The organism is Ampullimonas aquatilis, assembly GCF_049675895.1.
Lineage (GTDB): Bacteria > Pseudomonadota > Gammaproteobacteria > Burkholderiales > Burkholderiaceae_D > Ampullimonas > Ampullimonas aquatilis.
This window is the reverse complement of sequence record NZ_CP183834.1, coordinates 1,931,779-1,957,847: the sequence shown is the minus strand read 5'-3', so window position 1 is coordinate 1,957,847 and position 26,069 is coordinate 1,931,779. Positions and strand designations below refer to the sequence as shown.

The window sequence follows — 26,069 nt, the reverse complement described above, 5'->3', positions numbered from 1 at the left end:
TTTGTTATGGCGGTCGTAGAAAAATCCGTGCTGATCGGTCATTCAGCGCAAGACATGTATAAGCTGGTTACCCAGGTGGATGATTATCCCAAGTTCCTGCCATGGTGTGGTGGAACTGAGGTATTGGCATCAAGCGATGATCGTATGGTGGCGACGCTCAAGATCAATTTCAAGGGGATCCGCCAACAATTTACCACTGAAAACGTCAATACGCCCACTAGCCGGATTCAGATGACCTTAAAAGATGGTCCTTTCAAACACCTGGATGGTGTCTGGGAGTTTATTCCGCTGATGGACGATGCCTGCAAAATCCAGTTTAAATTGCATTACGAATTTTCCAGCAAACTGCTTGAAGGCCTCATTGGGCCAGTGTTTTCCCACATTGCCAATACTTTTGTGGATTCCTTTGTCAAGCGCGCTGACCAGGTGTATATCAAATGAGCATCGCCAATTCGTCCGGATCGGTCATGGCTGCAAGCGCAACCACAAGTTCAGCCTCAAGCTCGGTCACAGACTCAAACAAGGTGGTCACTGTCACGGTTGCCTATTCGGCAGTCAATCGTTATAAGCTGATTGATGTACGTGTGCCAGCGGATAGCACTATTTTGTTGGCGATCGAGCAAAGTGGCCTGCTGAAACAGTTTCCAGAGATCAATCTGCAGACTCAGCGCGTTGGTATTTTCAGCAAACTCAAAAATCTGAGTGATGGGCTACGCCACGGCGACCGGATTGAGATTTACCGACCGCTGCTGGCCGATCCTAAAGATGCTCGTCGACAACGTGTCGATAAGGCTAGAAAAGGCAATAAAAAGGGTGTATAGCCTATATTTGGCTGTTTAGGTGCGTTTTTATTGGTTTTTAAAAAATACCCTGGCAGAGTATATTTCGACTGGAATTTTTCTAGTATTTTTCTATCAGTCACATCAAGGCGTCGCTGCCTGTTGGCGTGCGCTGCCGTAACTCCACTGCAAGGCCAGACAAGCCAGCACAAACGTGCTACCCAAACAGAGCGCCAGCTTGGCGGGTGCCAGGCCCGCACCGGCCAGCAGGCTATAGCCGCCGATCATGATCAGCATCAGAATATTTTCAAACAGGTTTTGTACCGCGATGGCGGATCCGGCGCCCACTGACTCATGACCGCGTTCTTGCAGCAAGGCGTTGAGCGGCACCACAAAGAGGCCACCAAACACACCCACCAATGCACACAAGCCAAACGCCAGATACAAGTGCTGCGTGACGCTTAACGCGGCCACTGTGATACCCAGCGCCATCCCCGCCCAAACAGCACGATGCGCATTGGCCAGACTGATTAACGGGGCGGCCAATGCCGCGCCCAACACAATCCCCACGGCGGTGGCGGCATTCATATAAGCGGGCATGGCGTTGCTGGTGATGGCCAGGGCGACGGGCACCCACGCCACCAGCAAAAAGCGCAAGGTCGCGCCAGCGCCCCAGAACAGGCTGGTGCCCACCACCGAAAAGCGTGCGTCACGATCTTTCATCAAGGTCAGCACCACCGGCATGAAGGCTTTGATCATTGCTACGGGTGCCAGATTTTGCGCATGCTGGGCAGGCAATCTTGGAATCAGCGTATTGGCCAGTGCGGCAATCGCATACATGGCACAGACCGCCACCAGCGCCATGATGACGCTCTGATCGGCCAGCACACCACCAGCCAGGGCACCACACAAAATGGCGGCGATGGTGGACGACTCCATCCAGCCATTAGCTTTGACCAAATCTTGCGGCCCCACCATTTCAGACAAGATGCCATATTTGGCCGGTGAATAGACCGCCGCGCCAACCCCCACCATGCCATAGGCAATGAATGGATTGAGCCCCAGCAACAAGCCCAAACCGCCAATCAGCTTTAAGCCGTTGGCCCAGAGCATCACCCGACCCTTGGCAAAGCTGTCAGCGATGGGCCCAACAAAGGGGGAGAGCAGGATATACGCAGCGACAAAAAATTCTTGCAGAACCGGTATCGACCAGTCCGGATAAGCCCGTGACTTAAGCAAGGCAATCGCGGCAAAGAGCAGGGCATTGTCAGCCAGCGCCGAGAGAAACTGGGCAAACAGAACGGCGCATAAACCACGAGTCAGCATAAATGGCTCAATACAAAAATGGAAAGGTCAGAACATGACAACAGAACATGACAGCGGCAAATGACATTTGGGCAAGGTGTCGATAACGTTGTCCCACCGGCGGTAGCATGCAGCTCATACCTCACCCAGGGCCATGGCCTTGATGCGCACATAGTCGGTCTTGCCGGTGCCCAATACCGGAATCGTGGCGACGAGCTTGATGATACGCGGCACCGCCAGTTCCGGTACACCATCGGCCTTGGCCTGACTTTGCAAGCTGTCGCGATTGAGCTTGGCATCGGTGGTAAAAAGCACCAGCGCTTCGCCTTTGCCTTCATGGGGAATCGCAATGGCCGCATGCTGACTGGTCGGGGCGAAGGCTTGCGCCAGTTTTTCGACCACTTCGAGTGACACCATCTCACCGGCAATCTTGGCAAAGCGTTTGACGCGTCCCTTGATGAAGATAAAGCCGTCATCGTCCAACGCTACCACATCGCCAGTGTCATACCAACCGGGGTCGGCATCACAAGCGGGTTGCTCCAATACGCCTGGATGTTCATATTTTAAATATCCCGACATCATATTGGGCCCTTTGACGCTGAGCAGGCCACCTTGCGCTATCCCAGGAACCGGCGTGAGTTGATATTGCATGCCAGGCATCAGCTGTCCAACACTGCCGGTGCGGTAAGCCATCGGCGTGTTGACCGCAATCACTGGCGCACATTCCGTCACGCCATAGCCTTCCAGAATGCGGATGCCAAAGCGTTCAAACCAGGTCTGGCGCACACTGTCAGCCAGCTTTTCGGCGCCCGCCACCACATAGCGCAGGCGGCCAAAATCGTATTGATGCGCGAATTTGGCGTAATTGGCCAAAAAGGTGGAGGTACCAAACAGCACAGTGCAGCCACGGTCGTAAACGACTTCAGGGATGATGCGATAGTGCAGCGGGCTGGGGTAGAGAAACACCTTGCAGCCAGCCACCAGCGGCAGAATGGTACCGCAGGTAAAACCAAAGCTGTGGAACAGCGGCAGCGCCACCATGAATTTATCCAGCGGGGTAAAGTCGGCCACCGCGCGCACTTGCGCCACATTGGCCAAAATGGAAGCATGCGAATGCACCACGCCCTTGGGCTTGCCTTCGGAGCCGGAAGTAAAGAGGACGACCGCCGGATCATGCGGTGATTGCGCTGCAATGGTGGCGCGCGGCATCAGCAAATGCAAAAGCACCCACAGCTTGTCAGTCAGTCCAAACTGCGGACGCAGATCTTCCAGATAAATCACCCGAACACTTTGCAAGCCCTCCACGATAGGTAGCAATTTACCTTTTTCGAGAAAGGCCCGGGAGGCCAGAATTGTTTTGATTTGCGCCGCGGTGCAAGCGGCCTGCAGGCCATCGCGCCCGGCCGTGTAATTGAGCATGGCCGGGACGCGCCGTGCCGCGGTGAGTGCCAGCACCATCGCCATGGTCGGGGCGGCATTGGGCATCAGCACACCGACCTTGGCATCAATCTGCGTGATCTTGCGGATCATGCGCTGGATGCCGAGGGACATCTTCAGCAGCGAGCCAAAACTTTCTTCAATTTGGCGCACATCTTCCACCAGTTTGTAGCGGCGGCCAAAGGTGCTCATGCTATCCAGAAAGGCTTCAAACAGGGTGGTGTGCGGCCGCGTGGCGACAACCATTTCTTCCAGAATCCGATGCATGATCGCACCGGCCTTGCGCCGGCGCAGTTTGGCGGTAGGCGCATCAGGCATAGGGATGTCGCGCGCATGCAAAACCTTGACCGACAGCCTGGGAAACAAGGTTTGCGGATAGATGCCAGCCAGGCGGCTGAAGTAGCTGCGCGCGGCACCCTCAATGCGCACGGGCACGACTTTGGTGCCGGTACGTGCTGCCACAAAAGCCGAGCCGTCATAGACTTTCATCAAGGAGCCAGTCAGTGTGATCCGGCCTTCCGGAAAAATCACCACCGGTGTACCGCTATCGACCAGCTTGATGATTTGCTTCATCGCCAGCGGATTGGTGGGGTCCACGGCAAAATACGGCACCAGTTTCAGGATTTGCCGAAACCAAATATTTTTAGCGACTTCGGTGTGCACCACAAACGTAGCGTTGACGGGCAAAAACAGACCCAGCAACAGGCCATCCAGAAAGCTTTCATGGTTGGCGATGATTAAGGTTTTGTCATGCCGAAAGCTGTTTGCCGGCATGCTGAATTCAACCCGAAACAGTAACTTGAAGATGGCCTTGACGAGAGTTTTAAGCATTGGCTGGCAGATTCAAATGTCATGAAGTGGGACTGGACAAGTAGGCGATAACCAGTTTCAGGCTGCTCAGGGTGTCATGATAAAAACGGTGATGCGTGCTGTGTGGGGGATGAAAGTGACAAGGCTGATGAATCATGTTTTGCTGTGCGGGCAAGGGTGGCAAGAAAACAGCTTGAAACAGTCCAGTACACAATTTTATAGGAGTATAGCCATATTTTCACTGCTTTAGTGCTAATAATATGGCTTAAAAAAAATGCTGGGTATGAGTATATCTGGATGGTGAGCGGATGGATAAGCAGATGAGGTAAGCAGACCAGTCAGCGGCAACCCGGTTGATTGTCGGAGGCACCCAATGTATCTCAATTACATTTGTTTTCCTGCATGATGCGCTGAATCCGATCAACTTCAGCCTGACGCATATTGTCGTCCATTACCACTGAATCGCCGGAAGCATCGGCAACACGCATGCGTCGGCCCGATTGCAGGGTTTCCATATTGGTTCTGGCCCGTTGGCAAATTTCAGCGCGTGCCTGATCTTCCTGTTGCTTCTGGCGGGCTTTCTCAGCAGTTTTTTCCTGTTCTTCCTTGCGTTTCTTGTATTCGGCGTCCAGTTCGGCAGTGGTTTTGCCTTTGCTGGTGGGTTGTGCTGTTGATGTGTTGGGTGTGTTGTTACCAGCCGGCGCATTGGTTGGTGTTGGTGTATTGTCTTTGAATTCCGAACCATATACCGGGCTGCTGGTACGTGATTGCTGTTTGGCCGGTATCGGTTGACCAGACAGGGCACCACTTTGACGGGCATTGGGCGGCGGTGGTAAATCGCTGTATTGCACCTTGCCATTTTCATCAATCCATTTGTAAATGGCCTGCGCTTGTGACGTGACCAGCAAGGTCAGTAACAAGGCTGAAATTTGAAAAAAACGGGAAGCAAAGCGGTTCATCGTGTCTCCGATTGTTAAGGTAACGCTGTCGTGACCAGCCTTGAAGGCGCGCCTGATGGGATTGTGATACCGATCGCAATGCAGGCCCGCCAACAAAGTCACATGCTGAAGCATTGTAGCTTTTGTTTACTGATCGCAAAAGCGAGCGGGAATCAGCGATTGGCAGGAGCGTAGCAGCCAGATTGACTATTCTTGATACTATCCTTGATGCAAAGAGGATAGCTGCAGGACTGAAAAAAAGTTTCGACTAACGTATAATCTCGCTTTGCGCCTAAAGGAAAATCATGCGTCTCATACAAAAAGCGCTCACGTTCGATGACGTGCTCTTGGTTCCCGCGTACTCCAATGTACTGCCTCGTGACACTTCGCTGAAAACTCAGCTGACCCGCAATATCAAACTCAATATTCCGCTGATATCCGCCGCAATGGATACGGTGACTGAATCCCGTCTGGCCATTGCGATGGCACAGGAAGGCGGTATTGGTATCGTACATAAAAATCTGCGTCCCGCTGATCAGGCGCGCGAAGTAGCGCGCGTTAAACGCTACGAGTCTGGCGTCTTGCGTGATCCGATCACCATTGCTCCGCACATGAAAGTGCGTGATGTGATTGCGCTGACTCGCGCCCACAATATTTCTGGCTTGCCAGTGGTCGAAGGCAAACAGGTGGTAGGCATTGTGACCAACCGCGATTTGCGCTTTGAAACACGCCTCGATGAGCCAGTGCGCTCGATCATGACGCCTCGCGAAAAACTGGTCACCGTCAAAGATGGCGCTTCACTGGAAGAAGCGCAAAAGCTGATGCACGAGCATCGCCTGGAACGGGTTCTGGTGATTAACGATGAATTTGAACTGCGCGGCCTGATGACCGTGAAGGATATTCTCAAAGCTACTGAACATCCCTTTGCCAGCAAAGACAGCCAAGGCAAACTGCGCGTGGGTGCAGCTGTGGGTGTGGGTGAGGGCACCGAAGAGCGCTGCGAATTGCTCGCCCAGGCTGGCGTGGATGTGATTGTGGTTGATACCGCGCATGGTCACTCACAGGGCGTGCTGGATCGCGTCAAATGGGTCAAGAAAAACTTCCCGCATATTGAAGTGATTGGCGGCAATATCGCCACCGCCGCTGCCGCCCTGGCGCTGGTGGAATATGGTGCCGACGGCGTGAAAGTGGGGATTGGCCCCGGTTCTATCTGTACCACGCGGATTGTGGCGGGCGTGGGTGTACCGCAGATCAGCGCCATTGATAATGTGGCCACCGCACTCAAAGGTACGGGCATTCCCTTGATTGCCGATGGTGGCATTCGTTTTTCGGGTGATATTTCCAAAGCCATTGCTGCCGGTGCCTATACCGTGATGATGGGGGGCATGTTTGCCGGTACCGAAGAAGCCCCGGGTGAAGTCGTGCTGTTCCAGGGTCGTTCATACAAGGCCTATCGTGGCATGGGCTCGGTTGGCGCCATGAAGGATGGTTCTGCCGATCGTTACTTCCAGGATTCCGACAACCCCAACGCCGACAAGCTGGTGCCCGAAGGTATTGAAGGTCGCGTGGCTTACAAAGGCAGCGTGCTGGCCATCTTGCATCAACTCAATGGCGGCGTGCGTGCTTCCATGGGCTATTGTGGTTGTGCCTCGATTGATGAAATGCGCAGCAAGGCCGAGTTTGTTGAAATCACCTCGGCAGGCATGCGTGAGTCACATGTTCATGATGTGCAAATCACCAAAGAAGCGCCAAATTACCGCGCTGAATAATTGATCCACATGACTGTGTGCTGCCGCAGTACACAGTCATGCTGTCGTGATTACGTCTGTGCTTGTCCCTTGCCGATTTCCAGTTTGATCCCCGATCAATCCTCTTTTTTATTGCAGCCATGCATTCCAAAATTCTGATTCTTGACTTTGGTTCACAAGTCACTCAACTGATTGCCCGTCGTGTGCGTGAAGCCCATGTCTATAGTGAAATTCATCCTAACGACGTCTCTGAAGAATTCATTCGCAACTTTGGTGCGAGTGGCATCATCCTCTCGGGCAGTCATGCTTCCACCACCGAAGCCGATGCCTTAACGGCACCGCAAGTGGTGTTTGAGCTGGGTATTCCTGTGCTGGGTATTTGCTATGGTATGCAGACCATGGCCGCGCAGTTGGGTGGCAAGGTTGAACCCGGTCATGTCCGCGAATTTGGTTATGCCGAAGTACGGGCGCATGGTCATACCCGTTTGCTGGAAGGCATTGAAGATTTTTCGACGGCCGAAGGTCATGGCATGCTCAAGGTCTGGATGAGCCATGGTGACAAAGTGCTGGAAATTCCGCCGGGCTTTAAAGTCATGGCCTCCACACCATCGTGCCCGATTGCTGGCATGGCTGATGAAACACGACGCTTTTATGCGGTGCAGTTTCATCCGGAAGTCACCCACACGCTAAAAGGCCGTGATCTGCTCAACCGTTTTGTGCTCGACATCTGTCAGGCCAAACCGGATTGGGTGATGGGTGATTACATCAGCGAAGCCGTGGCAAGAATTCGTGTCCAGGTTGGCCAGGAAGAAGTGATTCTGGGGCTATCAGGTGGCGTAGATTCAAGCGTCGCCGCGGCCTTGATTCATCGTGCCATTGGTGATCAGCTGACCTGCGTTTTTGTCGATCATGGTTTGTTGCGTTTGAATGAAGGCAAGATGGTGATGGAGATGTTTGGTCATCATCTGGGCGTCAAGGTCATCCATGTGGATGCCACAGCGCAGTTCATGGGCAAACTGGCTGGCGAAACTGATCCGGAAGCCAAACGCAAAATTATCGGCAAAGAATTTGTTGAAGTATTCCAGGCCGAATCAGGCAAACTCAAGACGGCCAAGTGGCTCGCTCAGGGCACCATCTATCCGGATGTGATTGAATCTGCCGGTGGCAAAAACAAAAAAGCCACAACCATCAAATCACACCATAACGTTGGTGGTTTGCCCGAAGACATGCATCTCAAATTGCTTGAGCCTTTGCGCGAATTATTCAAGGATGAAGTCCGTGAACTTGGCGTAGCGCTTGGTTTGCCGCATGAAATGGTCTATCGCCATCCTTTCCCAGGGCCCGGCCTCGGAGTGCGGATTTTGGGCGAAGTCAAAATGGAATACGCCGACCTGCTGCGCCGTGCCGATGCCATCTTCATTGAAGAGCTGCGCAACACGATTGACCCCAACTCACAAAAAAGCTGGTATGACCTCACCAGCCAGGCCTTTGCCGTTTTCCTGCCCGTCAAGAGCGTTGGCGTGATGGGCGATGGCCGCACCTATGAATGGGTAGTCGCCTTGCGTGCTGTCCAAACGCAAGACTTCATGACCGCCCACTGGGCGCATTTGCCACACGAGCTATTGGGCAAAGTTTCCAACCGTATCATCAATGAAGTACGCGGCATCAATCGGGTGGTCTATGATATTTCGGGTAAGCCGCCTGCCACGATTGAGTGGGAATAATTACATAGCGTTTCGGTACTATTCGTACCTATTCAAAAAACACGAAAACCCCTTGGTAAAACAAGGGGTTTTCTGTTTTTTACTATTCCTGACTATTCAGGGTAGCCCACATCTGGAGACGGTATCGGTGACGGTATTGGCATTTCTTGAGAGCTTCAGTAACATCGATACCGTCAACATCAAATGGACGCGTTGACGGTATCGTGAAATGCAAAACCCAGTAACCATGCGGGTTTGCTGGCGAAATTAGGGAATTTTGCGTTGACGGTATCGGCGACCAGGAAAGGGCCACCATGCTTACCGATACCCAACTGAAGAACCTCAAGCCGACCGGCAAGTTGTACAAGCTGGTCGATCGTGACGGCCTCTATGTCGCGGTTACCCCGTCAGGAGTTGTTTCCTTCCGTTACGACTATCGACTGAACGGCCGGCGGGAAACTCTCGTTCTTGGGCAATACGGCCCAGAAGGCCTGACCTTGGGCGAGGCTAGAGAGAAACTGATCGAAGCCAAAAAGGAAATTGCTGCAGGGAAGTCACCCGCCAAGGAAAAGCAGCGTTCAATTCAGAAATCGAAAGCGGCCAAAACTTTCGGCGAGTTCTCGACCCTGTGGCTGAAGGAATATCGCATGGCGGACAGTACCCGGGACATGAGGAAATCTGTCATTGATCGCGATATCGAGCCCGAGTTTGGCCGACGTCTTCTCAAGGAAATCGCGGCTGAAGATTTGCGGGCACTGTGCGAAAGGGTCAAGACTCAGCGCAATGCACCGGCAACGGCCGTTCACATCCGGGACATTGTTGCTCAGGTTTTCAGGTTTGCGATCGAGCGTGGTCACAAGGTCGCAAATCCTGCTGATGATGTCAGGGCATCCTCGATCGCGACCTTCAAGCCCAAAGATCGGGCGCTTTCCCCAGACGAAATCAGGATTTTCTTCCAGGAGTTGGATTTGGTACCGACGCTGCCAACAATCCGGTTGGCGTTGAAGCTTGTTCTTCTTACGCTCATCCGCAAGGGCGAGCTTCTCAATGCGACCTGGGATGAGATGGATTTCGTTGGCGCCAAGTGGATCATCCCCGCGCAGAGAATGAAGGCCAGAAGGCCCCATGTGATTTACTTGCCCGACCAGGCCATGGACATCATGATTGCGCTGAAGACCTGCGCAGGAGGATCCAATTTTATCTTGCCGTCCCGGTATGAAGGTGACAAGGGAATGTCCAACAATACCCTCAATCGCGTTATTACTGTCACGGTCGAGCATGCGAAGAAAAAGGATTTGCCTCTGGACGATTTCACCGTTCATGATCTCCGCAGAACGGGTTCAACGCTTCTGCATGAGGCGGGATTTAATACCGACTGGATTGAGAAATGCCTGGCCCATGAGCAGAAGGGAGTCAGGGCCGTCTACAACAAGGCAGAGTATGCGGATCAGCGCAAGGACATGCTCCAGCAATGGGCAAACATGGTAGATGCGTGGATTGCCGGGAAAGAAATCACGCCCATTCATCGTCCCACCCGCGCGGCGGCGTAGAAATCTGATGCTACCGAGCGGGCCGGTGCCGGCGTCAGGCCTGTTTTTGGACAGGTCTGAATTTGCGTTTTTGGACGTCCGGGGAAAGCTGGGATTGGATGAGCGCTGAGCGTCTTTCTTGAATCCAGTTCTCCACTTCGTCAAGATCCCAGACAACGCAACGTGGCGTTAGATTGAATCTATTGGGAAAGCCACCGGACTTTTCGAGCCGGTAAATTGCCGAGTCGGAAAGTGGGATTAGACGGAGAAGTTCCTCGCGTCTGATCAGGCGTTTCACCTGTATGGGTTTGCTCATTGTCGATTCCTGACTATTCAGTACTATCGACAATTACAACTTGCCGCAGGTTGGCTGTGTTTTTGAAATTGATCCAAAAAGGGCGCATTTCGAGATTGCTGCTTACACTGGCGTCCTAATAGTGTGTTGCTTCGTAGGGCTGCGGTGGCACGTCAAATCGATTGAAAGCGTTCGATCAATGCAATAGGAATGCAATAGGAAGCTGTGCTATCTCAGCGAGATGAGTCCTGATATACTTCGCGGCGATGCGGGGCCTGTCCGAATTTTTGTGTAAACGGGGTTTCAAATCACATCTGAGGAATCCGTTCCTCGAACTGGATGGTAAAGCGAGTCAGTGCGGCTTTCCAATCCCGAATCGGCATCGTCCATTTCTGGCTGATATTGCGTAGCGCCAGATAGAAGAGTTTCATTAGCGCCTCGTCGCTCGGGAACGAGCCCCGGTTCTTGGTCAGCTTGCGCAGGCTCATGTTCACCGACTCGATCGCATTGGTGGTGTAGATCACCTTCCTGATCTCCGGCGGATAGTCGAAGAATGGAATCAGCCGGGCCCAGTTGCGGCGCCAGGACTGGCCGATCGGCAGATATTCCTCATCCCATTTGGCCTCGAACTCCCCGAGCCGCTGTTCGGCCTCCTCGGCGGTCGCCGACTGATAGATGCGCTTCAGGTCCGCCGCCACCTCCGGCCGGCGCTTCCAGGAAACGTAGTTCAGGCTGTGGCGCACCATGTGCACCACGCAAAGCTGGACGGCCGCCTTGGGGAACACGGCCTCGATGGCTTCCGGGAACCCCTTCAAGCCATCGACACAGGCGATGAAGATGTCCTGCACGCCCCGGTTCCTGAGTTCTGTTACCACCTGTAGCCAGAACTTGGCGCCTTCGGTTTGCGCCAGCCACAGGCCCAGCACTTCCTTCTCGCCGGCCATGGTGACGCCGATGGCCAGATAAACCGCCTTCACGCGCACGGCCCCTTCTCGCACCTTGACGTGGATGCAGTCGAGATAAACGATCGGGTAGAGCGGATCAAGGGGCCTTGCCTGCCAGGCCTTCACTTCCTCGGCCACGGCGTCCGTCACGGAGGAGATCAGGCTGGAGGAGACTTCGGTGCCGTAGATTTCCTCCAGGTGGCTCTGGATTTCGCGCACGGTCATGCCGCGGGCGTAGAGCGACAGAATCTTTTCATCGAAGCCGGCCCAGCGGGTCTGGTGCTTGGGAATCAGCTGGGGCTCGAAGGTGCCATGCCGGTCGCGGGGAACTTCGATCGGCAACTGGCCGAAGTCGCCCTTGAGTGTTTTCCGGCTCTTGCCGTTGCGGGTGTTGCCGGCGGCGTTGGCGACTAGCTCATTCTTGCCGTGGCCAAGGTGCTCGGTCAGTTCGGCATCCAGCGCCTTCTCGACCAGCAGCTTGGTAAGCTGCTTCAGCAGGCCGTTCTCGCCAATCAGGTCTTCGGGTTTCTTGTAGTCGGCCAGCAGGCTGGCCAGGAGGGCTTCAGGGACGTCGTGTTTCTTTGTGCTCATTGTGGCTCCGGACAAGTCGGCAGTTTCCTGCCATCAGTCCGTTTACACAAAATTCTGCACACGCCCCGATGCGTACCTACCTCACCTTCATTTTTGCCGTGCTGCTCTCGCTGAACGCCGCCTTTGCGGTTGCGGCTAGCTATTGCCAGCATCAGAAGGAATCTCCGCAGGCAGCGCATTTTGGGCATCACATGCATCAACATGATCGCTCGATGGACAAGTCGAGCGATACCGGCACCCAGATCGATCCTGACTGTGGATTCTGTCACCTGTCGTTCTCGTCGTTTGTGCCGGCTTTCTCGCCAATTCTTGGCGATAACAGCCCACCCCAACTCATTGCCTCCTCGGTCGCGGAGTTCCGCTCCGCCACTGTCGATCCCTTCGACCGTCCGCCACTTGCCCGCCTCGCCTGATCCGGCGGGACGCGTCCACTCTTTTTCTCGTCCTTGACGGCAGACTAGGTCCGCGCCAGCGGGTTGTCTGTACGTCCCGTCGGATTCTTCTCATGGTTCAACTCGCTGAGGAATTCGATGAACAAGACGCTTTTGCTTTCGCTTGTGCTGCTGGCCACACTGCCAGCGCACGCACAGTACCCGCAGGTTTCGCCGAGGACGGTGGTCCAGACCAATGGGTCGCCCGGCCTTGCGCCCACGTCTGTTGAGCTTCCGCTGACCCTGGAACAGGCTTGGCAACTCGCCGAGCAGTCCAACCCTGCCCTGAACAGCGCACGGGCGAATCTCGCCACCGCCGAAGGGCAGCTCGCCGACGCGCAGGGATTGTTCTGGAACAACCCACAGATCGCCGCCGAGCGCCAGCGGCGGACGGTTCCCGACCCGACACTCAACGAACGCACGCAGCGCGAGTGGAACGTCGGCCTGACGCAGACGCTGGAAATCGCCGGCCAACAAGGCTATCGGCGCACGGCGGCGGAACAGGAGCTGGCGGCGCTGCGCGAAACCATCGAGGAAGCCCGTCGGCAATTGCGCGCCGAGGTGGAGCAGAAGTTCGTCCGCGTGGTGAGCCTGCAACTGCGCGCCGATATGGAAGCGGGCCTGGTCGATTTGATCAAGGAAAACAGCACCGTCACCCGCAAGCGCTTCGACGCGGGCGAGGATACGAAGCTCGACGCCAATCTTGCCGAAGTCGAACTCGGGCGCGCCAGCAACCAGCTCGAAATCGTTGCCGAACAATTGATTCAGGCGCGCGCCGACCTGGCCACGCTGTTGCAATTGCCCGCCGAGAAGCTGCCCACGGTCAAGGGATCGCTTGCCGTCAAGCCGGAACTACCCTACACCGTGGACCAATTGCTGGCGGCGGCGGCCAGCAGGGCGCAGCTGCGCGCTCTCGACCACCGTGAACAGGCAGCACGCCACCGGCTCGGCCTTGAACGTGCGGCGGTCTATCCCGACATCACTGTCGGCCTGAGTTCCGCTCGCGAAGGTCCCGGTGATGCCCGCGAGAAGGTCGTCGGGCTGACCATTTCCGTCCCCTTGCCGCTCTTCCGTCGTAACGCCGCGGGCATTGGCAAGGCGTCGGCGGAGCTGACGCAGACCGAGATCGAGAAACAGGCCGCCGGCCGGGATACCCGTGCGCGCGTCTTCGCCCTGTGGCAGAAGCTCGACAGCCTGCGCCAACGGACGCAGCGGCTCGATCAGTCGGTCCTGCAACGCCTCGAAGAAAACCAGCGCCTGTCCACCGCCGCCTATCGCGCCGGCGAAATCAGCCTGGTCCAGATGCTGCTCGCCACCCGGCAGGTGCTCGATACCCGCCGCGAGGTACTGGAGGCGATGACCGATTTCGCCCTGACCCGCAGCGAGCTGGAACAAAGCGCCGGCTGGACGGAAACGAAATGATGAGCGGCCACCTGAAGAACACACGTATTGGAAAAGACCTCATGAAGACATCAAGAACGGAACTGGGCATCGCGCTGGTGATCGCCATGGCGGGCATCCCCCTGGCCGGCTGCGGCAAACCCGAACCATCGCCGACGGCGGCCGCGCAGCCGGCTGCCGCGAAACCCGCTGCAGCCGCCGACAAAGCGCACGAGAAGCCTGGTGAGCACAAGGAAGGCGAGGCCGGACACGGTGAGGAGGAGTCATTGAAGCTCAGCGCCGAGGCGATCGAAGCCGCCGGGATCAAGGTCGAAGAACTCGCGGCGCAGGAAATCAGCGAGCAGTTGACGGTCACCGCCACCATCCGCCCCAACCAGGATCGCATCACCCATGTCGCACCGCGAGTGCCGGGACGCATCGTCAAGGTCCACGTCAATCTCGGCGACCGGGTGAAGGCCGGACAGGCGCTGGCCGTGCTCGACAGCCTCGATGTGGGCGAAGCGCACTCCAGCTATCTCCAGGCGAAGACCCAGCTCGCGGTGGCCAAGGCCGACTTCGAGCGTGCCGAAAAACTCCACGGCGACCAGATCATCGCCCAGAAGGACCATTTGCGCGCCCACGCCGAGTACGAGAAGGCCAAGGCATCGTTCGCCGCCGCCGGCGACAAGCTGCGCATGCTTGGGGTGGGGACAACGCCAGCCGACGATGGCCGGGCCGTGTCGACCTTCCCACTGACCACGCCGTTTGCCGGCACGGTGATCGAGAAGCACGCCATCCTCGGCGAACTGGCCCAGCCCGACAAGCAGATGTTCACCGTGGCCGACCTCTCGAAACTGTGGATCGAGGCCAACCTGTTCGAGAAGGATCTCGGCCGGGTCAAGACCGGCGCGGAAGCGATGGTCACTGTCGATGCCTATCCCGGCGAATCCTTCCAGGGCACGCTCACCTACATTGCGGCGGTCGTGGACAAGGAGTCGCGCACGGTCCAGGCCCGGGTCGAGGTCGCCAATCCGGGCGGACGGCTCAAACCCGAGATGTTCGCCACCGCAGCTATCCGTACCAGCGGAACGGTCGGCGTCGCGGGCAAAGCCAAGGCGTTGTTGCTGCCGCAGGAAGCCGTGGTGCTGATGCAGGGCCAACCGACGGCCTTCGTCGAGGAACACGGCGGCTTCGAGCCGCGTGCTGTCGAGCTGGGAGAAAAACTGCGTGACCGGGTCGTGATCAAAAACGGATTGCAGGCCGGCGAGCGGGTGGTGACTGCCGGAACGTATGCGCTCAAGGCGCGCCTGCTCAAGTCGCAAATCGGCGATTCGCACTGAGGACCGGCCATGCTCAATTCAATTGTCGATCTCTCGCTGCGCTACAAGGTCCTGGTCCTGGTCGGATTCCTGCTCGTCGTGGTGTTCGGTGTGCAAGCCTTCCGCGCCGTGCCGGTGGACGCCTTTCCGGATGTGACGCCGATTCAGGTCAATGTCTACACCGAGTCGCCCGGCCTCGCCGCCGAGGATGTCGAGAAGCTGCTCACCTTCCCGATGGAAACGGCCATGGCCGGCTTGCCCGGCGTGGAAGAAATCCGTTCTGTGTCGCTGTTCGGGCTGTCCTTCGTCAGCGCCTATTTCAAGGACAACGTGGACATCTACTTTGCCCGCCGCCTGGTCAGCGAAAAGCTCCTCGAAGCGAAGGAGCGGATTCCCGAAGGCTATGGCGAGCCAACCCTGGGGCCGAACACCTCGGGGTTGGGGCAGGTGTTCTGGTACACCATCGAGTCGGCTGACCGGAAGCTCTCGACCATGGACCTGCGCACCCTGCAGGACTGGACCGTCCGGCTCATCCTGCGCACGGCACCCGGCGTGGATGACGTGACTTCGTGGGGGGGCGACGAGAAACAGTTCCAGGTGCTCATCCAGCCCCAGAAACTGATCAAGTACGGCCTGACCTTCAAGGCGGTGATGGAGGCCCTGGCCGCCAATAATCGCCAGGTGGGCGGCCAGTACCTGAATCTCGGCCAGGAGCAGTATCTGGTGCGCGGGCTGGGGCTGGTCACCGGCTCCCGCGACATCAGTAACATCGTGATTACCCAGCGCGAAGGGGCCCCGGTCTACGTGCGCGACGTGGCAGAAGTGAAGGAAGCCCCCAGCCTGCGTTTCGGCGCGGTCACCAAAGATGGCCGGGAAGTGGTATTGGGGCTGGCGCTGGCGCGCATCAACGAGAATGCCAAGAACGTGGTGGATGCGGTGAAGGCCAAGCTCAAGGTGGCCCAGCAGGCGCTGCCTAAAGGGGTCACCATCACCCCGGAATACGACCGCACGGAGTTGGTGGAGAAGGCGCTGAAGACGGCGGAAAGCGCCCTCCTGGAAGGTTCGATCCTGGTCGCGCTAATCCTCTTCCTGTTCCTCGGGGAAATCCGCTCGGCCGTGGTCGTAGTCGTGACCCTGCCGCTCGCCATGCTCATCGCTTTCATCCTGATGCAGTATGTTGGGATGTCCGCCAACCTGATGTCGCTGGCGGGACTCGCCATTGGCATCGGTATGATGGTGGACGGCGCGGTGGTCATGGTGGAGAACAGCTTCCGGCTCCTCTCCCATCAGGCCGGCAAACCGGTCAACAAGACGCACGTGATGCTGGAAGCGGCGCGGGAAGTGATCAACCCGATCGCGTTCGCCATCCTGATCATCATCGTCGTCTTCCTGCCGCTCTTCTCCCTGACCGGTCTGGAGGGCAAGCTCTTCAAGCCCATGGCGCTCACCATCGCCTTCGCCATGCTGGGATCCCTCATCCTGACACTGACCCTCGTTCCGGTGCTGGCGGCGCTGATCCTGAAGCCGAAGGAAGAGAAGGATACTTTCATCCTGCGCCATGCGAAGCGTATCTATCTGCCCTTGCTGGACTGGGCGCTTGACCGGAAAAAGACCGTGATCGGCGGCGCCCTGGTGCTACTGGCGGCGGCGCTGGCCCTGTTTCCCTTCCTCGGCAAGGAATTCATGCCGACGCTGCAGGAGGGCACCATCCTTTTTCGCGTCACCGGCATTCCTTCCACCTCGCTGGAAGAGAGCATCGCCGTCTCGAAACGCATCGACGCCGTGCTCAAGGAGCATTTCCCCCAGGTGACCTCGACCCTCGCCACTATCGGCCGCGCCGAGAAGGGCGAAACGGCGGATGTGAATTACATGGAAATTCTGATCACCGCGAAACCGGTGGCCGAATGGCCCAAGCGCCTATCCATGCCCGAACTCGCCCGTGAAATGCAGGAAACCCTGGAAAAGGCCGTTCCCACCGTGGTGTTCGGCGCCACCCAGCCGATCCAGATGCGGGTCGAGGAACTCATTTCCGGCGTACGCGCCACCCTGGCCCTCAAGGTCTATGGAGAGGATCTCGCCACCCTGGATCGCCTGGTTGGGGAAATGAAAACCGTGCTCGACAAGGTGCCCGGCGCGGCGGACCTTTCTCTGGAAGCCAACAAGGGCAAGCCGCAGATGGTGATCAAGGTCAACCGCGACGAAGCGGCCCGCTATGGCATCAACGCCGACGAAATCCTCGAAGTGGTGCAGGCCGGCATCGGCGGCAAGACCGTGTCGACGGTAATCGACGGCACCAAGCGCTTTGCTCTCCAGGTGCGCCTGGACGCGGCCTTCCGCGACAGCCCGCAGGCGATTGCCGACATCCCCATCCGCACTCAGTCCGGGGCGCTGGTGCCCCTGTCCCGGGTGGCGACGGTGGAGATGAACGAAGGTTATTCCTTCGTGCGCCGCGAACAGCTGCAGCGCTATGCGGTGATCCAGCTGGACGTGCGGGGCCGCGACGTGAACGGGTTTGTCCAGGAGGCTGAAACCCGCATCCGGGCGCAGGTGAAACTGCCGGCCGGCTACTGGACCGAGTGGGGTGGCGCCTTCGAGAACCAGCAGCGGGCCATGGCTCGGCTGGCGGTGATCGTGCCGCTCACCGTCGGGCTCATCTTCATCCTGCTCTACACCGCCTTCAACTCGCTGACCCATGCCACCCTGACCATCGCCAACGTGCCCTTCGCCGTCATCGGCGGCGTCTTTGGCCTGGCGCTGACCGGCCAGTACGTGTCGGTACCCTCGGCCATCGGCTTCATCGCCGTGTTCGGGGTGGCCATGCTGAACGGCATCGTGCTGGTGACCTTCCTCAACGACCAGCGTCGGCACGGGGCGTCGATTCGCGAGGCGGTGCGCCAGGGGGCTGCCCTGCGCCTGCGGCCGGTGCTGATGACCGCTTCGGTCGCCATCCTGGGCCTCATTCCCATGCTGCTTTCTCAAGGAGTGGGGGCAGAGACCCAGCGCCCGCTGGCCACCGTGGTGGTGGGCGGGCTGTTTACTTCGACAGCGCTGACGCTGCTCCTGCTGCCGCTCATGTACGAATGGGCGGAGTCCCGGCGGGAGCGCAGCAACCCTTCAACCTGACCTGACCGCGGAGGCTCCGCTCGCCGGGGCCATCGCATGGAGAACGACATGAAAGAGATCAAGGCATCCATCCGTCAAGACCGTGTGGCCGACGTGCTCGAAGCATTGCGGGATTCGGGGCTGTGCAATTGCGCCGGAAACTCCGCTTGCCACAACATTACCGCCTCCCGGGTGCAACATCCGTTCGCCGGCACCGACACGGCGCAGCAGCACTACGCGATGGATCTCGCCGAACCCGTCGTGATCGAGTACAAGCTCGAACTCCTGTGTAGCGATGACCTGGTGGACACCTTGGTGGATGTGATCGCCAAGGCGGCGCACACCGGCCAGCCCGAACCGGGATGGATCCTGGTCGCAGCCATCGAGCGCGCAATCAAGATAGCTTGAGGAGCAAGAAATGACAGCCAATCCATCCGCCGCCGCAACGCTCCTGGCGAAACGATGAATAGGCGCTTCTGGCTGCTCCTGGTCGCCCTGGCCGGCATCGGCTTCCTGGTCTGGTCCTTCCTCTCGGCGCGAGGCGGGGGATGGGCGACGCGGGAAGTCGTCACGATCAAGGAAACAGCTCCGCCGCCCGCGACGACCGGCCCGTATAGCTTCCGCCAGGCGGCACACAAAGCCATGTCCTCGGTCGTGAATGTCTACACCCTGAAACAAGTCGTTACCCGGCGCGGTCCGGGTTTCGGCCATCCCTTCGGGCAACTGTTCGGCGTGCCGGCGCCCCAGCCGGCGACCAGTCTCGGTTCGGGGGTCGTCGTCAGCGCCGACGGTTACATCCTCACCAACAACCACGTGATCGAGGGCGCCGATGAGATTGCAGTCGCCTTCCCGACGGGGGAAGCGGCCGAGGCGCGCATGGTCGGGGGCGACCCGGAAACCGACTTGGCCGTGCTGAAGATCGAGGCCAAGGGGCTGGTTCCCGTGACTTTTGCCGACCCCGCCAGCGTCGAAGTCGGTGATCCGGTGCTGGCCATCGGCAACCCCTTCGGCGTCGGGCAGACGGTCACCCAGGGCATCGTCAGCGCCACCGGACGCAACCGGCTCGGCATCAATGCTTTCGAGAATTTCATTCAGACCGACGCGGCCATCAATCCTGGCAATTCCGGCGGGGCGCTGGTGGATGCCTCCGGTGCCCTCATCGGCATCAATACGGCGATCTTTTCCCAAAGCGGTGGCTCCCAGGGCATCGGCTTCGCCATCCCGGTCAGCATCGCCCGGCAGGTCCTGGAGCAGATTCTCAAGACCGGGCGGGTCGAACGCGGTTGGCTCGGCATCGAAGCCCGGGAAATCCGCCGCGAGAACGGGCGCCCGGAGGTGGTCATCGCCGGCGTACTGCGGGGTGGCCCGGCCGATGTCGGCGGCATCAGGCCGGGTGATGTCGTCGTCTCCATCAACCAGCGGCCGGTCACCGACACGGTGGACCTCATCAACCGGATCGCAGCAGTCGCACCGGGCAGTTCGCTGGGAATCTCGGTCAGGCGTGACGGATTCGAGCTGCCGTTGAGGCTGCGTGCGGGCAAGCGGCCGGCGCTACGCGGCGTCGAATAATCGACCGATCGATTGGAAAAACTCGCGCTTGGGTTCGCTACCGGCCCGGGTTTTCTTGGCTGGAGCTGCTTATCGGTCGCCGATTTTCTCTTGGCATGCCTGGCATATCGCCCTATTGAGGGTGGTCTCAGAAAACGGGAAACACGTTCGAATTCGTGCAGAAGATCGCACACCGGTTCAGGAACACCGGTGTGGTGGTGATCCGCGATCTCGAAGCCTTCGTGGCGCAGTCGGACGAGGAACTCAACGCCACCCTGCTGGGCCCCGAACTCGTCGAGCGGCTGAGAACGGCTCGTCGATCACCACTCCAGCGAACAAAAAAAGGGCTGGCATCGGCCAGCCCTTCATGTGGGATGTCGTAGGATTAGAACGCGTACTTGAATCCGACCTGAATCAAGCGGGGCATACCCACCTGAATACCGCGGGTACGATCAACAATGTAGGTCTTGTCGAGCAGGTTTTTGCCCGTGACAAAGGCTGACAGCGATTTGTCGAAGCGATAGTTGAGTGCCGTATTCCAGACGGTGTAAGCCGCAATCTCACCCTTTTGCCCGTCTGCTGTCGGCGCAACCGTATTCGCAAAATCAGAATACTGGCTACCCACATATTGGGCCTCAATCTCGCCTTTGAACGGGCCAACACCATAACCGACAGCAGCGGTGAAGGTATGTTCAGGTGCGTAGGCTTGACGATTACCCTGAACACCGACGATGGCACCTGTGTCTACTCTACGGAAGGCTTCAGTTTGTTCAGCGGTTGGCAGCCACGTGTAAGCCATGCGGCCAAATATACCATTTGAGAATTCGGCATTGGCGGCCAATTCAAGACCTTCGAACAGTGCTTTGCCTTGAGAAAGCGGGGTGCTACCACCGGCAATCGAGCCAACAGCGATCAGATTGTCGTAATCGTTACGGAAATAGGCGGCCTGGACGGATAACCCTTGTGCTGGTTGTGCCCGAACACCAAATTCAAAGTTCAGTGATTTTTCGTAATCGACATCGGTAACTGTGCCGGTACCACCAATGAGGTCTTCGACGCGCGGTGGCGCAAAGCCCTTGTGCAGGCTGGTAAACACGGTCAATGTCTGCATCGGATTCCAGGTTGCGCCAATCCCCGGCGTAAAGGCATTCACGCTGGTTTCAGTACTCTGGCCATTCAGGCGATTCGTACGCTCTGCCTTGATTGACTCGTAGCGTGCGATGGGCGTCACACTAAACTGGCCAAAATCAAAGCGATTGGCAATAAAACCGGAATAGGCGCTGGTTTTACGAAGATTGTTTTCTGCCAGAGTGCCGGTTCGTGCCGTCGGACTGGTGCCGTTGATCTGTTTTCTGTCCTGTTCCTCAAAGTGTGCCCGAACACCGGCCTGGAGTTCACCCAGGCCGTGTGCTACGGTCAAGCGTGGCTCCACACCCCAAGTCTCATAGCTACGCAGTCTGCCCTGGATGGAATTACAGGTATCGGGATCAATCGCAACCCCTGCCAATCGTGAGGCGTTCAATCCAGCACATTGCGCATCTTGGCTGTTACTCGCTTGACGCCACCAGTCACGATCGAATTTTGAGTAATACACGCTGGTGGTGAGCGTGGCCTGGTCGCTGATCAGGAAATCATGCGTCGCGGACAACCCGGTGCGTTCAGCCTCAAAACGGTCATTCTTGAACGGATTGTAACGAGCACCCAGGCGGTCGTATTCAGCTTGCGTCAAACCGGAATAGGTCAGCATCGAATCTTCCTTGTAGAAGTTCGCGCGCCAGGTAATCGCATTCCGGTCACCCAGCATGGTGCCGTACTTGATATTCAAATCATCTAGCTTGTGATTCATATTATCCCGGGCACCATCCCCTTCCTTGTGCCCGTAATCGAGTACCAGACCGCCGCCCCCAACATTCACCTTGCCATTGAAGTAATCGCGGTTGCCGACAACCCCTTGGACATAACCACCAAAATTCTGACGCGGTGCGGGGGTGATGTAGTTGATCACGCCACCCACCGTCTGCGGCCCGAACATGAGGGAACTCGCTCCTTTCAGCACTTCGATGCGTTCGTAGCGATCCACCATCGGGTGGTAGTAGCTGGCGTTGTCGCCATAGGGGGCATAGGCCAGCGGCAGGCCATCTTCGAGCAGGGTGATTTTGGTTGACCGCGTCGGATTCAGGCCGCGCATCGCAATATTGGGACGCAAGCCAAAGCCTTCTTCATCACGCGCATGAACACCCGGAACCTTGCGCAGAGCCTCGTTGACGGTGAAGACATGGGAGTCTTCCAGTTCTTTTTTGCCAAGAATCTGGCCTGTACCACCCAAGGTCGGCAAATTTTCTTCGCCCCCGATCACCTGAACGGTGGCCAATGTTTTTTCAGGCGAATTTTCTTTTGCGTGAGCAACCGGAATGCAAGCATAGGCAGCCGCAATTGCGAGCACAAGCGGCGAGACAGAAAACGAATTTCTGGTCGGACAATACTTCATGGAGTGTCTCCAAAGGCAGTTTCAGAGGTGCTGGCTGCCTAGGGATTTTCCATGGGTGGCTGGCTTGCAAAAGGAGTAATGCAATAGCCAGAATTGTAAATGAAAATAAATCTCATTTCAATTTCCAACCCGGTCGTGGCTATTGTTTCTTGCTCACCTCGCCGACCATGCGCTCAAAGCTGGATGCCCCGCTCGTTTTCATAAACATGCAGAGCTTGCCAGTACGCTTACACAGATCCTTTACTCGCCAGTAGGCGTTATGACTGATGCAGCCGGCCTGACAGATCGCAATATCGGCAGCGGCCAGCACGCCATCGATCCGGTGCATGCTTTCTTTCAGGCCACCGTCGTGAGACAGGAAACGTCCGCCAGATTGCTCAACCACCTCCCGGTAAGAGGTCACTACGCTGGACCTGCCGCCCATGAACAACACTCATTTCCCAGCGAGATCGCTTTAGGGGTCTGACAGTGCCTCATCCTCGCGAGCCAAGGATTCCAGCGTCTCCTCTGCATAACGGGCGAATTCCCGCAGGCGGTTCAGTTCCTTGTCCCGTTCTGCCAATTCTGCTTTGAGCCGAACATTGTGCTGCCAGACTTCATCGCGCTGCCCGAGAAGATGCCCATCCAGCAAGCCTTTGCGGGAAACGACTACATTCCAGAGCAGGGCAATAACAGCAATCAAATGTATTTATTCGCGTTCTAACCGGACATTGCTGATGCAAGTATGCCAAACTTACCGGTGGGTAATGATCGTAAGCTACCGCGTAATTTTTGAGCAAGATGGACTTTCCGGGGTTTTAGCCAAAAACTCCCAACATTGACCATGCGGGATGGGCGGTGTTATTCCCGATCCGACCGGCAGAGGAGAAATTAGTGGAACGCAACATCGCCCCTACCGTAGTGCCACCGCCCTCGCCAAGGCAGGGCCCCCTCGTGCAAGATTCCTTGGAGACCGGAGCCATCGTGCTCCGGCCGGAGCAGGTGCCGCAAGCCGAGCAGGCGCTTGCCGCGCTGGACTTCGCGGACGTTCCATCCGGCGACATCATCAAGATCGGCCTCGGTGCCGAACAGGCGCTGCAGAAGACCCTCGACGGCTTCCTCGCCCGGCTCGACAAAAAGACGGCGTCCAAGGTGTTCGCTCTCTTCGGGCGCCTGGAAAAAGGTGTCGATGACGCCAAGCTGCCTGAAATCCTGGAGAAGATCCAACAGGGTGAAGCCCCGGGGTTCTTCGCCGGTCTGTTAGCCAAGCTCACCGGCCGCAAGCCCGAGGAAGCCTTTCGCGAGTTCATGCAGGAGATCGGCGAGTTGATCTCGATCCGGACGCAGACGCTGGCCGACGAGATGGTCCGCCTGGAGGGCGAACTGTCCAAGGAAATGAAGACGCTGTTCGGCGAACTGCAGGCGCTGGAGAGCCTCAAGCAATCGTACGGCACGCACTTCGCCAGCTTCACCGTCGATGCTGCAGTCGCGCGGGCGTTTCTCGAAAAGGCCCGGCAGTACGTAGCGCAGCAGACTGCGGCAGCGGACCCTGCCGACGTGTCCGCCCAGGCACGGTTGCGTGAGCTGCAGGACAAGCTCAGCCTGCTGGAAAGTCGGGCCCTTGCGCTCGAAGGCACCTATACGCGCCTGCCGGCCGACCAGATGGTGATCCAACAGATCGAGGCCGCCGGAATCGCGACGCTGCAGGAGACCGCCACAACGGTGTCCTCGCGCTTCGCGTCGATCAAGATGACCTTGCTGGCTATCCACGGTGCATTCGCGGTCAAGTCGGTGCAGCAGATCGCTGAGCGCCAGGCGCGCCTCGACCAGCAATTGACGCAACTGCGCGGCCAGGCCACCAAGGACGTGGCAATCGCCGCGGCCAAGGCACCCGGTGACAACCGTGTCGCGCAGGCGCAGCAAATCGCCGCGATCATCACGCAGACGCGCGAGATCCACGAACTGGTCGAAACCGCAAAGCAGGAAACCGAAGCGAAGTTCGAGGCGGCGCGGCAGATGTTCGAGCAGTCGCGAGCCGAGCTCGCGGCGCTGCGCAAGGCATGACAACAACCCGGAGAAAACCATGCTCACACTAACCCTTGACAAGCCCGGTGCCGCGCCGGCCCGCAAGCTGCAACTCTCGCTCAACAAGGGCGCTGCGTTCAAGGTGACCGTCGCATGGCAGTGCGACGCCCGCCATCAGGACGACATCGACATCCATGCGCTCGAGGCACGCAACGGCGGCAATGGCGCGAAGGTCACGGTGCTCGAAGAGATTCTGTCCACCTACAACACGACGAAGATGAGCCCGAAGACCGGCGTGCTGCCAACCGCGGCCGACGGCTCCTTCGCCACGCCCACGGGCGGGCTGCGGCACTCCGGCGACGTCCGGGTCCAGGGCAACACCGAAACCATCGTCATCGTTGGCTCGAAACTTCCCGCGGACGTGAACGAGATCCCCCTCTTCGCCACCGTCCACAAGGCCGAACACACCGCGGGGCACGACGAGGGCTCCGCGGCCGAGGACGAGGCGGCCTTCGCCGACATCGAGGTCTGCACGGTCACCATCGCGGACGAGGGCGGACGCGAGTTGGGCGCCTACCAGCTGTCCAAGGAGTTCGGCGAGTTCAACGTGGTGCAACTGGGCAGCATCATGCACGGCGACAACGGCTGGGAGTACGCTCCCGTCGGTCGCGGTTTCACGGGCACGTTCAACGACGTTCTGGGCCACTTCTCCTGAAGGCCTGCTGTGCCGCCCACGAAGGACAAGTTGCGCCCGACGGTCATCGGCGCCCCGGGCGCTTCGCTGCGCACCCCCGCGGGGGCCGCGCCGCAAGCGCAGGACGTCCTGTCGCCGACGCGTCGTGTCCCCGCTGCCACGCCGGTGGTGCGGCAGCCGACGGCCATCCCGGGTGCCGAACGAAAGCGGATCGAAGTGGCTGTGTCGGATTTGCAAGCGTTGTCGCCAGGCGCAGCTGCCGGGGTATACCAGCAGGCGCGAGCACTGGTCGGCGCATTCGTCGTCGACAAGGCTTCGCAGCGCAAGGCGATCCTGTGGGGCCACAACCTGCAGCAGGTGCACGGCGACCTCGTCACCGAGATGCTTGCCCTTGCGCGCAGCCCTGTGCTGCGTCAGGTGGAGGGCTACCTCGCGCGAATGATGGACATTCTGGGATCGATCGACCTCATGGCCGTCTGCGGACATGGCGGCGACAGTCTCGTGGGCCGGCTGTTCCAGGGCATCAACAGCCGGATCGACACGCCGGGCGAACTTGCCCAGGCCCAGGCCGAGCTGGAGCAGCTGCTGGCACTCATGGGTGGCGCACTCGCCCCCCTGCTGGATCTGAAGGACCGGCTGCTGCGCCTGTCCGGGTCGATGGAGGGGACCGCGGCACAGGTCGAAGCTTCTGCCATCGGCGCCCTGTTCCTGTCGGAGCGCCTTCGTCAGGGCGACGCCGCACTGGCGCAGTGCTTCGTGGAGCGCAGCATGAGTCTGACGCAGACCCTGGTGCAGATGCGGCAAGCCGGCTCCACGCGAGAAATACAGATCGAGCAGCCGATCCGCCTGATCGGCGCCATCCAGAACGTTGCGCTGGTCGTGATGCCGGCGTTCATCGGCAGCATCGCGTCCATCGCCACCCTCAGCGCCAGCAAGACCACGATCTCGCCGACCGAAGCCGGCGAACTGGCCTATCGGCTGCGGGACATCATCAGTCAATTGAAACCCTGAACCAGGAGCAAAC

Annotated in this window: 23 protein-coding genes; 15 read left to right on the top strand and 8 right to left on the bottom strand. The window is 58.2% G+C overall.

Annotated features, from left to right (window positions below; translation table 11 throughout):
• Positions 1 to 6 precede the first annotated feature (6 nt).
• Positions 7 to 441 (top strand): type II toxin-antitoxin system RatA family toxin, encoded by a 435-nt coding sequence (locus tag ACMYR3_RS09040; protein ID WP_424191448.1) that lies wholly within the window; start codon positions 7 to 9, stop codon positions 439 to 441.
• Entirely contained in the window at positions 438 to 821 is a 384-nt protein-coding gene (locus ACMYR3_RS09035; protein ID WP_424191446.1) for an RnfH family protein, read from the top strand. Before ACMYR3_RS09040 ends, ACMYR3_RS09035 begins: the two co-directional genes overlap by 4 nt.
• A 102-nt stretch (positions 822 to 923) precedes the next feature.
• On the opposite strand, the gene lplT is transcribed toward ACMYR3_RS09035, so the two are convergent.
• From lplT to ACMYR3_RS09020, 3 genes are all read right to left on the bottom strand, one after another.
• A complete protein-coding gene (gene lplT, locus ACMYR3_RS09030; protein ID WP_424191445.1) occupies positions 924 to 2,105 on the bottom strand; it encodes a lysophospholipid transporter LplT in 1,182 nt (393 codons plus the stop codon).
• Positions 2,106 to 2,219: 114 nt separating this feature from the next.
• A complete protein-coding gene (gene aas, locus ACMYR3_RS09025) occupies positions 2,220 to 4,352 on the bottom strand; it encodes a bifunctional acyl-ACP--phospholipid O-acyltransferase/long-chain-fatty-acid--ACP ligase (RefSeq protein ID WP_424191443.1) in 2,133 nt (710 codons plus the stop codon).
• A gap of 359 nt (positions 4,353 to 4,711) precedes the next feature.
• Positions 4,712 to 5,290, bottom strand: a complete 579-nt coding sequence (locus ACMYR3_RS09020) for a DUF4124 domain-containing protein (RefSeq protein ID WP_424191441.1) — start codon at positions 5,288 to 5,290, stop codon at positions 4,712 to 4,714.
• Positions 5,291 to 5,574: 284 nt separating this feature from the next.
• Between ACMYR3_RS09020 and guaB the strand changes: the two genes are divergently transcribed.
• The 3 genes from guaB (at position 5,575) to ACMYR3_RS09005 (ending at position 10,270) form a co-directional block, all read left to right on the top strand.
• Positions 5,575 to 7,038: an IMP dehydrogenase gene (guaB, locus tag ACMYR3_RS09015; RefSeq protein WP_424191439.1), complete on the top strand. Its 1,464-nt coding sequence runs from the start codon at positions 5,575 to 5,577 to the stop codon at positions 7,036 to 7,038.
• A 119-nt stretch (positions 7,039 to 7,157) separates the two neighbouring features.
• Positions 7,158 to 8,741 (top strand): glutamine-hydrolyzing GMP synthase, encoded by a 1,584-nt coding sequence (gene guaA, locus ACMYR3_RS09010; protein WP_424191437.1) that lies wholly within the window; start codon positions 7,158 to 7,160, stop codon positions 8,739 to 8,741.
• 293 nt (positions 8,742 to 9,034) lie between these two features.
• The gene (locus tag ACMYR3_RS09005) at positions 9,035 to 10,270 is read left to right on the top strand and encodes a tyrosine-type recombinase/integrase (RefSeq protein WP_424191435.1); all 1,236 of its coding nucleotides are present in this window, start codon (positions 9,035 to 9,037) and stop codon (positions 10,268 to 10,270) included.
• Positions 10,271 to 10,304: 34 nt separating this feature from the next.
• Here ACMYR3_RS09005 and ACMYR3_RS09000 read toward each other — a convergent pair whose 3' ends face one another.
• Together ACMYR3_RS09000 and ACMYR3_RS08995 are read right to left on the bottom strand one after the other, a co-directional pair.
• Positions 10,305 to 10,565, bottom strand: a complete 261-nt coding sequence (locus ACMYR3_RS09000) for a helix-turn-helix transcriptional regulator (RefSeq protein WP_424191433.1) — start codon at positions 10,563 to 10,565, stop codon at positions 10,305 to 10,307.
• 287 nt (positions 10,566 to 10,852) lie between these two features.
• On the bottom strand, positions 10,853 to 12,079 hold the full coding sequence (locus ACMYR3_RS08995) for an IS256 family transposase (protein WP_424191431.1): 1,227 nt from the start codon (positions 12,077 to 12,079) through the stop codon (positions 10,853 to 10,855).
• Positions 12,080 to 12,147: 68 nt separating this feature from the next.
• On the opposite strand from ACMYR3_RS08995, the gene ACMYR3_RS08990 reads away from it, so the two are divergent.
• From ACMYR3_RS08990 to ACMYR3_RS08960, 7 genes are all read left to right on the top strand, one after another.
• Positions 12,148 to 12,492: a DUF2946 family protein gene (locus ACMYR3_RS08990; RefSeq protein WP_424191429.1), complete on the top strand. Its 345-nt coding sequence runs from the start codon at positions 12,148 to 12,150 to the stop codon at positions 12,490 to 12,492.
• A 117-nt stretch (positions 12,493 to 12,609) separates the two neighbouring features.
• Entirely contained in the window at positions 12,610 to 13,932 is a 1,323-nt protein-coding gene (locus tag ACMYR3_RS08985; RefSeq protein WP_424191427.1) for a TolC family protein, read from the top strand.
• Positions 13,929 to 15,230 (top strand): efflux RND transporter periplasmic adaptor subunit, encoded by a 1,302-nt coding sequence (locus tag ACMYR3_RS08980; protein ID WP_424191425.1) that lies wholly within the window; start codon positions 13,929 to 13,931, stop codon positions 15,228 to 15,230. The genes ACMYR3_RS08985 and ACMYR3_RS08980 overlap by 4 nt, the downstream gene beginning before the upstream one ends.
• A gap of 9 nt (positions 15,231 to 15,239) precedes the next feature.
• Positions 15,240 to 18,332, top strand: coding sequence for an efflux RND transporter permease subunit (locus tag ACMYR3_RS08975; protein WP_424191423.1), 3,093 nt, complete (start codon positions 15,240 to 15,242; stop codon positions 18,330 to 18,332).
• Positions 18,333 to 18,380: 48 nt separating this feature from the next.
• On the top strand, positions 18,381 to 18,719 hold the full coding sequence (locus ACMYR3_RS08970) for a P-II family nitrogen regulator (RefSeq protein ID WP_424191421.1): 339 nt from the start codon (positions 18,381 to 18,383) through the stop codon (positions 18,717 to 18,719).
• 54 nt (positions 18,720 to 18,773) lie between these two features.
• Complete coding sequence (locus tag ACMYR3_RS08965) at positions 18,774 to 19,880, top strand: S1C family serine protease (protein WP_424191419.1); 1,107 nt, start codon at positions 18,774 to 18,776, stop codon at positions 19,878 to 19,880.
• A 155-nt stretch (positions 19,881 to 20,035) separates the two neighbouring features.
• Positions 20,036 to 20,242, top strand: coding sequence for a hypothetical protein (locus ACMYR3_RS08960; protein WP_424191417.1), 207 nt, complete (start codon positions 20,036 to 20,038; stop codon positions 20,240 to 20,242).
• Positions 20,243 to 20,244: 2 nt separating this feature from the next.
• Here the strand turns inward: ACMYR3_RS08960 and ACMYR3_RS08955 are convergent, their stop codons facing one another.
• The 3 genes from ACMYR3_RS08955 to ACMYR3_RS08945 form a co-directional block, all read right to left on the bottom strand.
• Positions 20,245 to 22,347: a TonB-dependent receptor family protein gene (locus ACMYR3_RS08955; RefSeq protein ID WP_424191415.1), complete on the bottom strand. Its 2,103-nt coding sequence runs from the start codon at positions 22,345 to 22,347 to the stop codon at positions 20,245 to 20,247.
• A gap of 139 nt (positions 22,348 to 22,486) precedes the next feature.
• Positions 22,487 to 22,771 (bottom strand): DUF2325 domain-containing protein, encoded by a 285-nt coding sequence (locus ACMYR3_RS08950; protein ID WP_424191413.1) that lies wholly within the window; start codon positions 22,769 to 22,771, stop codon positions 22,487 to 22,489.
• Between the two features lie 30 nt (positions 22,772 to 22,801).
• A complete protein-coding gene (locus ACMYR3_RS08945) occupies positions 22,802 to 23,029 on the bottom strand; it encodes a hypothetical protein (RefSeq protein WP_424191411.1) in 228 nt (75 codons plus the stop codon).
• Positions 23,030 to 23,292: 263 nt separating this feature from the next.
• On the opposite strand from ACMYR3_RS08945, the gene ACMYR3_RS08940 reads away from it, so the two are divergent.
• From ACMYR3_RS08940 to ACMYR3_RS08930, 3 genes are read left to right on the top strand one after another with little or no spacing between them, the layout of a single operon-like run.
• Positions 23,293 to 24,390, top strand: a complete 1,098-nt coding sequence (locus tag ACMYR3_RS08940) for a hypothetical protein (RefSeq protein ID WP_424191409.1) — start codon at positions 23,293 to 23,295, stop codon at positions 24,388 to 24,390.
• Positions 24,391 to 24,409: 19 nt separating this feature from the next.
• Positions 24,410 to 25,066 (top strand): TerD family protein, encoded by a 657-nt coding sequence (locus ACMYR3_RS08935; RefSeq protein ID WP_424191407.1) that lies wholly within the window; start codon positions 24,410 to 24,412, stop codon positions 25,064 to 25,066.
• Between the two features lie 9 nt (positions 25,067 to 25,075).
• A complete protein-coding gene (locus ACMYR3_RS08930) occupies positions 25,076 to 26,056 on the top strand; it encodes a hypothetical protein (RefSeq protein WP_424191405.1) in 981 nt (326 codons plus the stop codon).
• The last annotated feature ends 13 nt before the right edge of the window (positions 26,057 to 26,069 follow it).